The 14,299-nt window shown below is 69.5% G+C and carries 11 protein-coding genes; 5 read left to right on the top strand and 6 right to left on the bottom strand.

Features of this window, described 5'->3' with window-relative positions; translation table 11 throughout:
• The first annotated feature begins 389 nt into the window (after window positions 1-389).
• Window positions 390-1,109 (top strand): fused DSP-PTPase phosphatase/NAD kinase-like protein, encoded by a 720-nt coding sequence (locus M2352_RS09320; RefSeq protein ID WP_264664215.1) that lies wholly within the window; start codon window positions 390-392, stop codon window positions 1,107-1,109.
• Here the strand turns inward: M2352_RS09320 and M2352_RS09315 are convergent.
• Window positions 1,096-2,895: an ABC transporter ATP-binding protein gene (locus tag M2352_RS09315; protein ID WP_264664214.1), complete on the bottom strand. Its 1,800-nt coding sequence runs from the start codon at window positions 2,893-2,895 to the stop codon at window positions 1,096-1,098. The two genes, M2352_RS09320 and M2352_RS09315, sit on opposite strands and share 14 nt — an antisense overlap.
• Before the next feature lie 132 nt (window positions 2,896-3,027).
• On the opposite strand from M2352_RS09315, the gene M2352_RS09310 reads away from it, so the two are divergent.
• Window positions 3,028-4,026 carry a patatin-like phospholipase family protein gene (locus tag M2352_RS09310; RefSeq protein ID WP_264664213.1) on the top strand — a complete coding sequence of 333 codons (999 nt, stop codon included), beginning with the start codon at window positions 3,028-3,030 and terminating at the stop codon, window positions 4,024-4,026.
• Window positions 4,027-4,074: 48 nt separating this feature from the next.
• Here M2352_RS09310 and M2352_RS09305 read toward each other — a convergent pair whose 3' ends face one another.
• Window positions 4,075-4,254: a hypothetical protein gene (locus M2352_RS09305; RefSeq protein WP_264664212.1), complete on the bottom strand. Its 180-nt coding sequence runs from the start codon at window positions 4,252-4,254 to the stop codon at window positions 4,075-4,077.
• 154 nt (window positions 4,255-4,408) lie between these two features.
• Here M2352_RS09305 and M2352_RS09300 point away from each other — a divergent pair, with 154 nt between their 5' ends.
• Window positions 4,409-4,909, top strand: a complete 501-nt coding sequence (locus M2352_RS09300; protein WP_264664211.1) for an RT0821/Lpp0805 family surface protein — start codon at window positions 4,409-4,411, stop codon at window positions 4,907-4,909.
• An 82-nt stretch (window positions 4,910-4,991) separates the two neighbouring features.
• Here the strand turns inward: M2352_RS09300 and M2352_RS09295 are convergent, their stop codons facing one another.
• Window positions 4,992-5,561, bottom strand: coding sequence for a carbonic anhydrase (locus M2352_RS09295; protein ID WP_264664210.1), 570 nt, complete (start codon window positions 5,559-5,561; stop codon window positions 4,992-4,994).
• Between the two features lie 133 nt (window positions 5,562-5,694).
• Window positions 5,695-6,777: an anhydro-N-acetylmuramic acid kinase gene (locus tag M2352_RS09290; RefSeq protein WP_264664209.1), complete on the bottom strand. Its 1,083-nt coding sequence runs from the start codon at window positions 6,775-6,777 to the stop codon at window positions 5,695-5,697.
• A gap of 130 nt (window positions 6,778-6,907) precedes the next feature.
• Here M2352_RS09290 and tyrS point away from each other — a divergent pair, with 130 nt between their 5' ends.
• Window positions 6,908-8,161: a tyrosine--tRNA ligase gene (tyrS, locus tag M2352_RS09285; RefSeq protein ID WP_264664208.1), complete on the top strand. Its 1,254-nt coding sequence runs from the start codon at window positions 6,908-6,910 to the stop codon at window positions 8,159-8,161.
• Between the two features lie 162 nt (window positions 8,162-8,323).
• Window positions 8,324-10,015 (top strand): cache domain-containing protein, encoded by a 1,692-nt coding sequence (locus M2352_RS09280; RefSeq protein WP_264664207.1) that lies wholly within the window; start codon window positions 8,324-8,326, stop codon window positions 10,013-10,015.
• Window positions 10,016-10,066: 51 nt separating this feature from the next.
• On the opposite strand, the gene M2352_RS09275 is transcribed toward M2352_RS09280, so the two are convergent.
• Together M2352_RS09275 and M2352_RS09270 are read right to left on the bottom strand one after the other, a co-directional pair.
• Window positions 10,067-10,492 (bottom strand): tellurite resistance TerB family protein, encoded by a 426-nt coding sequence (locus M2352_RS09275; protein ID WP_264664206.1) that lies wholly within the window; start codon window positions 10,490-10,492, stop codon window positions 10,067-10,069.
• Window positions 10,493-10,576: 84 nt separating this feature from the next.
• The gene (locus tag M2352_RS09270) at window positions 10,577-14,248 is read right to left on the bottom strand and encodes a DUF3971 domain-containing protein (protein WP_264664205.1); all 3,672 of its coding nucleotides are present in this window, start codon (window positions 14,246-14,248) and stop codon (window positions 10,577-10,579) included.
• Between the last annotated feature and the right edge of the window lie 51 nt (window positions 14,249-14,299).

Raw genomic sequence — 14,299 nt, 5'->3', positions numbered from 1 at the left:
AAGGGCGTCTGCGCCCTCTACTAAAAGGCGCAGCGCCACGGCCCACCAACGCATATGCAAAAGAAATTTGTACGTGCTCAAAAGTCTTTGAGACTAATAAAGAAACTCATAGGAGATTATCAAAAACCGCTGAGTTCACTTCTCGAAGCACTGAATTCGTCTCTTTCTTGTTCAACAGGTGTACCTACGCACTTTGCAGGAGTCAATAGGTTGCCTGGACGTTTCATAAAATTGCATATGTATTCGATCGTGCAGCATGCCGTACCCCCCCGCCGCGGTGGCCTCCGGTGCCCAGAGCCTTGACCTTCGTGAGCCGGGATCTATGGTGTGCCTGCTGCGTTGCGCAATTGCGCCATTCCGCTCCGGCCTTTTCCCTTTCGAGGTGCCCCTTGTCCAAACGCTGGTTCCTGCGCCGTATCACCACCTGGATGTCGGAAGGGATCAAACGGCACCGCGGCACCATGGGGGGCCCGTTCCAGCGTGCGCTGGGCCATGTCGAAAGCCTGTTCATCGACCATGCGGTCTTCCGGCTGGCCTATGCCAACCGCCACCGGATCGCACCCGGCATGTACCGGTCGAGCCAGCCGTCGCCGTCCCATGTGAAGACGGCGGCGGATATGGGGATCAGGACCATCATCAACCTGCGCGGCAGCCGCGATTGCGCGTCCTTCTATCTGGAGGACGAGGCGTGCCGGCGCCATGGCGTGGCTCTGGTCAATTTTCCGGTCAATTCCCGCGACATGCCCAAGAAGGAAACCCTGCACCGGGCGCGGGAGATCTTCGCCGCCATCGAATACCCGGCCCTGCTCCATTGCAAGTCGGGGGCGGACCGTGCCGGGCTGATGGCCGGCCTCTACCTGCTGATCCACGAGGGCCGCCCGGTGGAAGAGGCGGCCCGGCAGCTTCACTGGAAATACGGCCACATCAAACAGGCCAAGACCGGCATCCTCGATTACTTTTTCGATCTGTACCGGCTGTACAACGAGCGCCAGCCCACCCCGTTCTTCGACTGGGTGGACCAAGTGTACGATCCCGTGGCGGCCAAGGAAAGCTTCCGGTCCAAGGAATGGGCCAACACGGTGGTGGACCGCATCCTCAGCCGGGAATGACCCCGGCCCCCTCCGCCTCTTCCCCGAACTGAAGCCGGCACAGGCGGGCATAGGCGCCGTCCTGGGCCAGCAGGGCGTCGTGGGTGCCCTGCTCCACGATGCGGCCCGCCTCCATCACCACGATGCGGTCGGCGTTGCGCACGGTGGCCAGCCGGTGGGCGATCACCAGCGTGGTGCGCCCGACGGTCAGCCGCTCCAGCGCCGCCTGCACCAGCCGCTCGGATTCGGAATCGAGCGCGCTGGTCGCCTCGTCCAGCAGCAGGATGGGGGCGTCCTTCAGGAAGGCGCGGGCCAGCGCCAGCCGCTGCCGCTCGCCCCCCGACAGCTTCACGCCCCGGTCGCCGATCACGGTGTCGTACCCGTCGGGCAGGCGCATGATGAAATCGTGGGCCGCCGCCGCGTCCGCCGCCGCCCGGACGGCCGCATCGTCGGCGTCCAGACGACCGAAGGCGATGTTGGCCCGCACCGTGTCGTTGAACAGCACCGCGTCCTGGCTGACCAGGGCGATGGAGGCGCGCAGGCTGGCGAGCGTCACGCCGCGCACATCCTGCCCGTCGATCAGCACCCGCCCGCCGTCCACGTCGTACAGGCGCGGGATCAGGTTGAACACCGTGGATTTGCCGGCCCCGCTGCGCCCCACCAGCGCCACGGTCTGGCCCGGCGGCACGTCCAGCGTCACGCCGTTCAGCGTGGTGGCACCGGGTTCATAGGCGAAGGTGACGTCCTCCAGCCGCACGGCACCGGGGCCGCGCGCCAGCGGCCGGGCGTCCGCACGGTCGGTGATGGCGGGGGGCTGGTCCAGCAACTCAAAGATGCGCTGGGCGGCGGCCATGCCCTCCTGCAGCACGCTGTTCAGGGTGCCGATGGCCCGCACCGGCTGGGCGGCGATCAGCAGCGCGCCGATGAAGCCGGAGAATTCGCCCACCGACCCCTGGCCGTTGACCATGCGCCAGCCGGAAAAGGCGATGACACCGGCGATGGCCAGCCCGCCCAGCGCCTCCATCAGCGGATCGATGCGGGAGCGCTGGCGCGTGGCCTTCATGGTCAGGTCGTAGTTCTGTTCGAAGGCGTCACCGGCCCGGCGGCGTTCATAATCCTCCAACCCATAGGTCTTGACCATGCGCGCGCCGGCCAGACTTTCGCCCAGCAGGGAGGTCATGTCGCCCATCTGCTCTTGCGTCTTGCGGGAATTGCGGCGCAGCGCCCGCCCGATGCGCACGATGGGGATGGCCGCCAGCGGATAGACCACGAAGAAGATCAGCGACAGCATCCAGTCCAGGTAGAACATGGCCCCGACCAGCGCCACCACCGTCAGGATGTCGCGCACCAGCCCGGTCAGGATGCGGAACAGGGTGTTGCGGATGAACTCCACGTCGTTGATGAAGCGCGACGTCAGCGTGCCCGTGGGTGCCGCCAGCAACTGGGCCATGTCGGCAGACAGCAGGTGGGTGAACATGCGCAGCCGCACGTCGGCGATGATCCGCTGCACGATGCCGGTGGTCACCACCGTCTGGGCATAGAGTGCGGCCCCCTTGGCGATGGTCACGGCGATGATGGCCAGCGGCACCAGAACCACCATGCCGCGGTCCTGGGTCGAGAACATCTCATACGATTTGTCGATCAGCAGCGGGTACATGCCGGTGGTGGCCGATACCAGCCCCATCAGAACCAGCGCCAGCACCAGCTTGCCCCGGTGCGGCCACACCCATTCGCACACCATCCGCATCAGCAGCCGTTCGCTGTCGGCATCCAGGCGGCGTTTCGTGTCGGCGGGGCGGTCGGTCATGGCGCAAGGCTCCCTTTTCAGCCCGACAGCCTTAGCCGAGGGACACACCGCTTGTCCACCGGCGCCCTTTAACCGCTTCTTGAGCGGCGCACTTTATGATGATGGGGAAAACGGCCGCCAAGGGGGAAACGGATGGCGAGCTTCATGTCCATGGACGGCGGGGCGGCGGGTGTCCCGGTCACCGGCCACCGCCGCCCGCGCATCGGTCTGGCGCTGGGCGGGGGCGTGGCCCGCGGCTGGGCGCACATCGGGGTGCTGCGCGCCCTGTCCAAATACGGGATCGAGGCCGACGTGGTGTGCGGCTCGTCGGTGGGGGCGCTGGCCGGCGGCGTCTATCTGGCCGGCAAGCTGGACTCGCTGGAAGAGTGGGCGCGGTCGCTGACCCGCATGAAGATCGTCAGCTATCTCGACCTGCGCATCCGGGCCGGCGGCGGACTGATCGGCGGCAGCCGGCTGGTGAACGAGATGCACCAGCATCTGGGCGACGTGCGGATCGAGGATCTGCCCCGCCCCTTCCTCGCCACCGCCACCGATCTGGTGACGGGGCACGAGGTGTGGCTGCAAAAGGGGCCGCTGGTGGACGCCACCCGCGCCTCGTTCTCCCTGCCCGGCGTGTTCCCGCCCATGCAGGTGGACGGGCGGTGGCTGGTGGACGGGGCTTTGGTCAACCCGGTGCCGGTGTCGTGCTGCCGGGCGCTGGGGGCGCAGATGGTGATTGCCGTCAACCTGTCCGCCGACATCCTGGGCAAGGCCCGCCGTCCCGGTGCCGCCGTGCCCACCGCCGCCGGTTTCGACCTGCTGAAGCTGATCGAGGAGGGAATCCCGGAGGAGGCCGCGCCCAAGCCATCGGGCATCGGCGCCCTGACCCGCCGGCTGTTCCGCCGCGAGTACGACGGCCCCAGCGTGTTCGGGGTGATGGTGTCGTCGCTGGGCATCATCACCGACCGCATCACCCGCTCCCGTCTGGCGGGCGAGCCGCCGGACGTCCACATCACCCCGCGGCTGGGGCACATCGGGCTGGTCGAATTCGACCGTGCCGACGATTGCATCCGCGAAGGCGAGGCGGCGGTCGAACGGGTGCTGCCCGACCTGCACGACGCCCTGACCGTGTTCGGCAACACGCGGGCCTGAAGGAACGGCGGAGACGGCGAAGGGTCAGCCGGCGAAGACGGCGAAGGGTCAGCGGTCGATCAGCGTGCCCAGCGCCGCGCCGCCCAGCCCGCCGATCACCGCCCCGCGCTTGCCGTCCACGGCATAGCCGCCCGCGGCACCGGCGGCACCGCCGACCACACCGCCGGTGGAGCACGCGGTCATCATCAGCAGGGCGGACACCGCCGCCAGAAGACGCACACGGGACATGTCGAACCTCCCATAAGCTGTTGAAGGGATCTCCTTTCCGTCAACAGCACGGGGGCCGCCATCATTCCCTTTTTCTTTTTTCGTACCTCTCAGCGGAACCTTGGCGGCTCCAACGGGTTATTTCCGAAACCGTTCTCAGCCGAGGAAACGACACATGACCAGATTGCACACACGGGCACGGGCCATGGCCGTCTGCGTGGCGGCGGCCCTGGCGCTCGGCGCCTGCCAGAGCGGCGGAAGCGGCGGCAGCGGGCAATGGACCACATCGGAAACCGTGGGCACCATCGGCGGCGCGCTGGGCGGTGCCTTGATCGGGTCGCGCTTCGGCGGCGGGGCCGGCAAGGTGGCGACCATCGGCATCGGCACCGTGCTGGGCGCGCTGGCCGGGCGGGCCATCGCCCAATCCCTGTCCGGCGACGACCAGAACCGCGCCGCGACGGCGGAGGAACAGGCCCTGTCCCGCAACCAGACCATCACCTGGAACAACCCGCAATCGGGCAACCGCGGCACCATCCAGCCCACCAACACCTATCAGGGGGCCGGCGGCCAGACCTGCCGCGAATACCGCCACACCGTTTACGTGGGCGGCAAGGCGGAAGCCGCCACCGGCACCGCCTGCCAGCAGGCGGACGGGACGTGGCGGCTGGCAAGCTGACCGCCTGCCGGAACGGCAGCCGCCCCATCCCCGGCCGGGGATGGGGCGGCGGTGCCCACAGTCCTGAAGCGTGACGGCACGCTTACGCGCACGCCTCGACCGAACCGTCCAGAGCCATCAGCAGGGTTTCCACCCCCAGATCCGGGTGCTTTTCCTTCACCAGGGCCGCCAGCTTCTGAAGCTGTGCGGTGTGGACCTCCTTCTCGCGGACGGGATCGTCCTTCAGGTCCAGGCCCAGGAACACGCGGTAGGCGCCGCAGTCGCGGTGGTCGATGATGATCACCTTCTGGATGTGGTGCAGCTTCTTCGCCACGTCCACGTGATCCCAGAACGCCGCCTGCCACGCCGGCGCCTTGTCGGTCGTCGCCCCCAGGCTGGCCCCGGCCAGGATCACGTGGTCATAGTTGTTGGTCATGCCCCGCTGGTCCATGTAGCGGGCGGTATCGTCCACCAAGCGGTAATCCATGCACGACAGCACCATCGCTTCCACGTTGCCGGCGGCCGCCGCGTGACGCAACGGCGTGGCGCTGAGCAGCGCCGCACCGCCGCCCAGAGCCGCCAGCGTCAGGAAACGGCGCCGCCCCAGCGGCCCCCGCAGCCCGGTCAAGACATGAGACGCGGCGTCGCAGCATCCATTCGTATGATTATGCATCCCTGACTCCACCTCTTAGGAGTTGCCCCAGGGAGAGAGTCGGTTTCTTGATTCCAAATTGCAAGCCAAATCTTTAATATAATTATATTACTTGTCCGAGAATTAATATTATCATCCGTTGAGCCGCTGAAAATCAGGCGGGTGTGCTGTACCGTCCCCCGGTCAGCGGCTCCGGCACGCCCGTGGTTCCGGGCAGGCTCAAAGGCAGGCCGAGCCGGCTGCGCACCGCCAGATAGGCAAAGGCCTGCGCCTCCATCGCGTCGCCGTTCCACCCCACCTCCTCGGTGGGCACCACGGGCGCGCGCAGCCGGTCGCCCAGCATCGCCATCAGCGTGGTGTTCAGCCGCCCGCCGCCGGTGACGATCCAGCGGCCGGGCTGGGCCGGCAGGTGGGGGATCACCTGTTCCACGGCAAAGGCGGTGAAGGCGGTCAGCGTCGCCGCCCCGTCGGCATCGGACATCCCGGCCACCGGGGCGGGGTCGAAGGCGTCGCGGTCCAGCGCCTTGGGCGCCGGGCGGCTGAAATAGGGATGATCCAGCAGCGCGGTCAGCTCCACCGCGTGCACCGCCCCCGTGCGGGCCAGGGTGCCATCGCGGTCGAACCGCTGGCCGGTGCGGGCCAGCACCCAATCGTCGATCAGGGCGTTGCCGGGGCCGGTGTCGCAGGCCACCACCGCGGCCTCCTCTCCCGTGCCCGGCCCGACCCAGGTGACGTTGGCGACGCCGCCGATGTTCAGCACCGCCACCGGCGTGTCCAGCCCCGCCGCCTGTACCAGCGCACGGTGATAGAGGGGGACCAGCGGCGCCCCCTGCCCCCCCGCGCCCACGTCGGCGGAACGGAAATCATGAACCACGGGAATGCCGGTCAGCCGGGCCAGACGCGCCCCGTCGCCGATCTGCCAGGTGCGGCGGTCGTCGGGAGCGTGCAGGATGGTGTGGCCGTGAAAGCCGATGAGGTCCACCGCCCCCGGCTCCAGCCCCGCCAGCGCCAGCAGCCGGGCCACGGCCTGGGCATGCAGATCGGTCAGGGCGCGCTCCACGTCCGGCACATCCCCCACCCCGCCCAGGCACGACCGCAGGCGGGCGCGGAACCCGTCGTCGTAGGGAATGGTCAGGAACGCCCCCGGTTCCACCCGGTTGCGCCCGTCGGTGCGCAGAAGAGCCGCATCGATACCGTCCATGGATGTACCGCTCATCAGGCCGATGACCGTCTGCATGTGCCTCTTCCTTTCTCGCCGTCTCATATCGTGTGCGGGTGCGAGGATAACGGCACGCCCCCCGATTGTCCGCTACGGCGTAACGTGCTAACAGCAGCAGCCTCATTGCGGAGTAAGGCGGACACAAGCCATGACCACCCTGAAATCGGATTTCCTGCGCACGCTGACCGAGCGCGGCTTCATCCACCAGTGCACCGATCTGGAAGGGCTGGATACCCGTCTGGCCCAGGGGCCGGTTTCGGCGTACATCGGTTTCGACTGCACCGCCGACAGCCTGCACGCCGGCGGCCTGATCCAGATCATGATGCTGCGCTGGCTGCAAAAAACCGGGCACCGCCCCATCGTCCTGATGGGCGGCGGCACCACCCGCATCGGCGACCCCAGCTTCCGCGACGAAAGCCGTCCGCTGCTGGACGACGCCCAGATCGGCCGCAACATGGCCGGCATCAAGCGCGTGTTCAGCAAGTACCTGACCTTCGGCGACGGCCCCACCGACGCCATCATGGTGAACAACGCCGATTGGCTGGACGGGTTGCAGTACATCCCGTTTTTGCGCGACGTGGGCCGCCACTTCACCATCAACCGGATGATGAGCTTCGACTCGGTCAAGATCCGTCTGGACCGCGAACAGCCGCTGACGTTCCTGGAATTCAACTACATGATCCTCCAGGCCTACGACTTCATGGAGCTGTCGCGGCGGCAGAACTGCCTGCTGCAGATGGGCGGGTCGGACCAGTGGGGCAACATCGTCAACGGCGTCGAACTGACCCGCCGCACCGACCAGCGCGAGGTCTACGGCCTGACCTCTCCCCTGCTGACCACGGCGTCGGGGGCGAAGATGGGCAAGACCGCCTCGGGTGCGGTGTGGCTGAACGACGACCGGCTCGGCGCGTACGAGTTCTGGCAGTACTGGCGCAACACCGAGGACGCGGACGTGGGCCGCTTCCTGCGCCTCTACACCGAACTGCCGCTGGACGAGGTGGCCCGGCTGGAAGCGCTGCAAGGCGCCGAGATCAACGAGGCCAAGAAGGTTCTCGCCACCGCCATCACCGCGCTGTGCCACGGCGACGGCGCCGCCCATGAGGCCGCCGAGACCGCCCGGCGCACCTTCGAACAGGGCGCCACCGCCGAGGGGCTGCCCACCATCGAGGTGCCCCGCGCCGCGCTGGAGGCCGGCATCGCGCTGGCCGACCTGTTCGTCACCGCCGGCCTGACCGCATCGAAGGGCGAAAGCCGCCGCAAGATCAAGGAAGCGGCGCTGAAGCTCAACGACGGCGCCATCACCGACGAGGCCGCCCGCGCCACCGCCGCCGACCTGTCGGCCGATGGGGTGATCAAGCTGTCGTTCGGCAAGAAGAAGCACGCGCTGGTCAAGGCCGTGTGACCGGCAATCCGTGGCGGCAGCACCCCTTGTCCCCCAAGGGAAGGGGTGCTGCTGCGGCAAAAAACCCTGAACGGATCGGGATATTTCGTCCCTCAACAGTCTCCCATCATGCTAGGGTCGCATAGGCCATAAGATGTAGCCTGCATGATAGGGAGGCTGCCGATGTCAGCCTTGAGACTGTCCGTCCGCGCGAAATTCGCCCTGTTTCCTCTGGTCGTGTTCCTGTGCGTGGGTGCCATGGCGGCGTTTTCCGCCCTCTCCACCCGCGGCCAGATCATGGAGGCCAACCGCCAGAAGCTGACGGCGGTGGTGGACAGCGCCGCGGCCATGATCGCCGATCTGGAAACCGCCGCCGCCAAGGGCGAGATCACCCGCGGCGAGGCCCAGCGCATCGCCCGCCGGTCCCTGACCGCCATCCGTTTCGACGGCACCGAATACTTCTATGTCTACGACATGGAGGGCACCGTGGTGGCCCACGGCGCCAAGCCCGAGCTGGTGGGCAAGAACCTGCGGGATTTCAAGGATCCCAAGGGCCGTCCGGTGATCCAGCTCCTGTTCGGGCCGGACCGCAAGGGCGGGCGCTTCGTCGATTTCGACTGGCCCAAGGCGGGTCACGACGAGCCGGTGCCCAAGCTGGGCTATGCCCGCGTGTCGCAGGAGTGGGGCTGGCTGTTCGGCACCGGCGTCTACATCGACAATGTGGACGCCGCCTTCTGGACCGAGATCCGGCGGGCCGGCGCCTTTGCGCTGGGCGTGGGGCTGGTGATGGCGGTGCTGTCGTTCTTCCTGGCCCGGTCGGTGCGGGTGCCGCTGGACACGCTGAGCCGGCGCATGCAGCGCATCGCCGACGGCGACCTGGAGCAGCCCTGCCCCATGACCGCCCGCCGGGACGAGATCGGCCACATGGCCCGCGCGGTGGAGGTGTTCCGCCGCCGCGGACAGGAGAACCGGGCGCTGAAGCAGGACCAGGAACGCGCCGACGCCGAGGCCCGCCGCCGCGAATGCGGCATGCTGGCGGGTCTGGCCGACAGCCTGGAGGCCCGCGTCAGCCGCATCGCCACCTCCCTGTCGGCCCAGGCCGGCACGCTGCGGGATTCCGCCGACGCCCTGACCGGCAAGGCCGACAGCGCCACCCGCAAGAGCGCCGACGTGGCCCGTGCGGGGGCGGAGGCGATGGCGATCGTGGAATCCATGGCCGCGGCGGCGGAAGAGATCTCCGCCTCCTCGCGGGAAATCGGACGGCAGGTGACGGGGGCCGCGCGCATCGCCGGGGCGGCCAAGGCCCAGGCCGCCCATGCCACCCAGTCCGTGCGCCAATTGTCCGACGCCGCCGCCCGCGTGGCCGACGCCGTGGGCCTGATCGAGGCCATCGCGGCGCAGACCAACCTGCTGGCGCTGAACGCCACCATCGAGGCCGCCCGCGCGGGCGAGGCCGGCAAGGGATTCGCCGTCGTGGCGGGCGAGGTGAAAAATCTGGCGGCCCAGACCGCCAAGGCGACCGAGGATATCGCCCACATCCTGGACACGGTGCAGCGGGAAACCGCCGACGTGGTGACCGCGATCGGCAGCATGTCGGGCACCATCGACGCCGTGGACGAGACATCCACCCAGGTGGCCGCCGCGGTGGAGCAGCAGAACGCCGCCCTGGCCGACGTCAGCACCGGCATCACCCGCGCCGCCACCGCGGTGTCGGGGGTTGAGCGCGACATCGAAGCCGTCAGCGCCGACGTGGGCGGCACCGCATCCGCCGCCGCCGGCATCGCCGGGGTCAGCCACACGGTGGACGGCAACTCGGCGGACCTGATGCGCGAGGTGACCGGCGTGATCGCCGAACTGCGCAAGGCCGCCGGCTGAGGGGGAGAAAACGAAAGGGCCGCCCGGCATGGCGCGGGCGGCCCTTTTTCCTTACGCGCCCAGGACCGAGCGCTCGTTCTTCGCCAGCAGCGTGCGGAAGTGCGGCTCCAGGGTGGCGTCGGTGAAGCCGAACGCGGCCTGGAACTTCACGATCAGGTCACGCTCGCCCTGTTCGGCCTCGCCGTCGGCCATGGCGCTGTCGATCATGTTCAGCAGGATGCACAGGCGCTGCGCCTCGTCCAGCTTGGGCGCCGCCTCGGCCAGGAAGGTGTCGGGGGGCACGCTGCGGATGTACTTCACACAGCGGTCCAACTCCTCCCGCGTGGCGTTGCGGCCCAGGACGGACAGCAGGTGCCCGACCTCTTCGGGGTCGATCTCCCCGTCCGATGCCATGCAGTAGAGCAGCGAGATGCCCAGCGCCCGGCGGGGGGTGATTTCCAGCGGGGCGTTCCCCTTGAACATGCCGAACAGACCCATGGTGCAGCCTCCTTCATTGTTGGTGCCCGCCCATATGGGGGCGCGCGCCGGCCGCACAAGAGGGACTACGTAAGTAGCCGGAGGTCAGCGGGAATGGTCCCAGCCGGGCGGCGTCTGGGGCCGGGCGGGGACGCCGGCATCCCCGCCGCCGCTCCCGCTGCCCTCGTCGCCGCCCAGGAAGAACAGGTTGCGCAGGAAGCCCGGCGCCAGCACCGCCAGCGGGTTCACCGTGATCTTGGGATCGCCCAGCGGCCCCATGACGTGCCAGGTGGCGGAAAAGATCCCCTGCCCCTCCCCGCCGCTCAGCAGATCACCCAGAATGGGGATCTGGCCGATCAGCCGGTTCAGGCCGTAGATGGGAACGATCGTCCCCTGCAGGCTGGCGACGTTGGTCTTCACATCCACCTGCCCATCCAGCGTCAGGCCCAGCGCGCTGCCCGAGGTGCGGACGTTCCTGACCGTCACCACGCGGCCCAGCTTGCGGAAATCCCCTTCCAGCTTGCCGAACGAGATCCCGTCGCCCTTCAGCAGGTCCACCAGCCCGCCCAGCGACATGGCGTTGAGGATCCCGGCCAGCACGGGCGTATCCACCAGCCGGTAATCGGTGATGACGACGTGACCGGCCAGGGCGGAATCCGCCGCCGCCGCTTCCGTCGTGCCGGTGACCAGCAGCCGCCCGCCGCGCACCCGGTCGTTCAGATCGGTCATGTGCAGCGCCCGGCCCATGTCGCCCGCCTCGATGCGCAGGGCGTAACGTCCCTTGGCGGGACCGTACTGCACCGACAGCTTGCCGTCGTTCCCCCCCGCATCGGCCTTGATGTCCAGCAGGGTCCAGGCGTTGCCGTCGTTGCGCGCGTTGGCGGTCAGGTTGGTGAGCTGGCGCCAGTCGCCGAACAGCACCCGGTCGAACCTCCCCTTGATCTCCACCGGGCGGCGGCGGGGCGGGGATGCCGCGGGGGCATCGGCGTCGGAAACGTCCTCGCTTTCCTTCAGCGCCGGGCCGGCGTCCAGCACCGGCCCGGTCATGTCGAAGACATAGCCGTCGCCGCGCACCGACACCGTGCCGCGCATGTGGCTGCGCCCCAGCATCACGTCGGACAGCACCACCCGCGACAGGGCCGAGGTGCCGGGGGTGAATTCCACCGTGCCGGCGGCCTTCAGCCCCACCCCCTCGGCGGTCAGGCCGGACAGGCGGGACACGTGGTCCTTGGTGAAATCCACCTTGAACCGGGCCGACGCGGCGGCCCCGGCGGGCTTGCCCCACCCCAGCTCCTCGATGGTCAGGGTGGTGGGGGTCAGGTCCAGCGCCACCGTCATGGCGAACCGGCGCTGGGCGTCGATGGTGAACACCAGATCGGCCCCCAGCGGCCCGGTGGCATAGGGGGCCGGGTCGAACAGCTTGTGCGACAGGGCCGACGCATCGGCCTTGGCCTTCACCGCCACCCGCGTGCGCGGCCCCTTGGGCTTGTCCTCGAAGGATTCGCGCCATTCGACGGTGGACGGGATGCCGTCCAGCCTGACCGTGCCCTTCAGCCCCATGCCGTGGGTGTCGAGATCCAGTGCCAGCGTGCCGGCGGTGGCGTCCATGCCGGCGGCCACCTTCTTCACCGCCGCATCCTTCATGGATGCCGTGGCCTTCACCTGGATCAGGTCGATGGGCAGGTCCGACAGCAGCGGAAAGGAGATGTCCAGCACCCCGTCGGCGGTGCCCGCCGTTCCGGCGGGATCCAGATCCAGCTTCTTCGGGTAGCCCAGCGGCGGGCTGTCGAGAACGGTCAGGATCGAGCGCACCGGCCCGGACAGCGGCACGCGGATGGCGATCTTTTCGTTGTCGGTGTCGAGGTCGTCGAGAAGGATATCCGTCTCGCCCATCTTGACGTCATCGACGGCACCGCCGCGGGTGCGGATGGCGAACCGCTTCCGGTCGAACCGGATGTCCACCTCCTCCACCCCCGTCACCGGGGGCAGCGGACGGAAATAGGCCACGTCGGCGCCGTGGGCGCGGATGGTGCCCTCCAGCGTGTCCACCGCCACCGGCCCGCCGGCCGCCAGCCCGCCGCCCGGCAGGTCCAGGGCAGCGGCCACCACCGCCTCGTCCGCCTGGCCGGCGGTGATGTTGGCGGTCACCCAGTCACGGGCGTTGTGGGACAGGCCCTTGGGCCAATAGCGGTGCAGGTCGGCCATGGGCAGCCCCAGCGCCGTGGCGGTGGCCACCAGCCGCCCGGTCCCCGCCGCCGTGGGCGCCAGCGCCGCCGCCGCGCGGATTTCCGGCCCCGGATGCCGGGCGGTGCCGAACGCGATGGTCAGCGCATCCAGGCTGCCGCGGGTGCCGTCCACGGCACCCTCGCCGCGGATGGCGGCGTGGGCGATGTCCAGCGGCGCGTCGAAACGGTCGGGCAGCGTCACCTGCCCCGGCCCGGCGGTCAGGTCCACCGACACGTCGCGCGGCTGGTGATCGGGGCCGAGGGTGGCGCGCACCTGCCCCCCCACCGGCAGCGCCGCCGCCGCCAGCGGCGCCAGCAGCGGATCGAGGAGGGCCAGCCGCGCGGGATTGACGTTGGTCAGGCCGAGCGTGACCCGCGCCCCCTCCGGCACCGGATCGGCGGCCAGATGCAGCGTCGCCGTGTCCCCGCCCACGGTCACGTCGGCGATGGCGTTGCCGGTCAGGGCGCCGTCCGCGCCGGCCAGCCGGCCCGACAGCGACAGCCGGGTGCCGTCGGCCATTTCCGCCACCGCGCGCTCGACGGTCAGTTCCTTGCCCGCCGGGGCGATGCTGCCGCGGACGGCGGCGCTGCGCAGGGCCAGCGGCGTTCCCCCCTCGGCCCGCCACGGCAGAGCCACCGCGCCGGCCCCGGCGGTCATGTCGAAGCGCAGCCGCACGGGCAGGAAGCCGGGGTCGAGATCCGCCTCCACCCGCCCGCCCACCGGCACGGCGATGCCGGCCAGCGGCGCCAGCACCGGGGCCAGGGGGGCCAGCCGCGACAGTTCCACCCCGTCGCCGCGGAACCCGATGGTGGTGGTGCCGTCGGCACGGCGGTAGAACAGGTCGGCGGCCAGGGTGGCGGGCGTCCCGCCCAGATCCAGCACCAGCCGCCCGCGCCCATGCAGGCCCTCGCCGTCCCGTTCCAGCACGATGTCGGCGGGAAAGGCGCGCCATTCGCCGCCGTGCTGTTCGTTGCGCACGGTCAGGCCGCCGCCCACCATCTCCAGCCGCCGCAGCAGCCCCAGCGGGTGGCCGGCGTTGGGCGGGGCCGACAGGGCGGCCAGGGCATCTTCGGCCAGGGGACTGCCGGCCTCGGGGGCGGGGGCGGTTTCGCCCTCCTCCCCGCCGCGCAGGTCGAATCCGATGCTGCCGTCGGCGTGGCGCACCACCGTCACCTGCGGGCGGATGGCGGTGAAGCGGGTGGGCGCCAGCCGGCCCATCACCGCCTCGGCCACCGAAAAACTCACCCCCAGTTCGGGCACGGTGGCCAGCGGCGCGCCGTCGCTGTTGACCGCCACCACCCGCAGCGCCCGCAGATCCAGCGTGCTGTGCCCGTCACCGTCGGTGTCGGTCCAGCCCAGCACCAGCCCGCCGATGGTGACGGTGATGCGGCGGTCGGCATCGCCCAGCGCCTGTTCCACCCAGGGTATCAGCGGGTCCAGCGCCACCGGCCCCTGCGCCAGCCGCCACAGGGTCATGCCGGTGCCCACCGCCACCAGGGTCGCCGACAGCGCCGCCGCCCGCAGCATCCACGTCATGCTGCGCCGAATCACGAAGCACCCCCGTCAATCCCCCTCTCCCCCCCAGGGAGAGAGGGGAGACAT

It is taken from the genome of Azospirillum fermentarium (genome assembly GCF_025961205.1).
Taxonomy (GTDB): domain Bacteria; phylum Pseudomonadota; class Alphaproteobacteria; order Azospirillales; family Azospirillaceae; genus Azospirillum; species Azospirillum fermentarium.
Note: the sequence above shows the minus strand (reverse complement) of the source record. Positions and strands in the feature narration are given on the sequence as shown.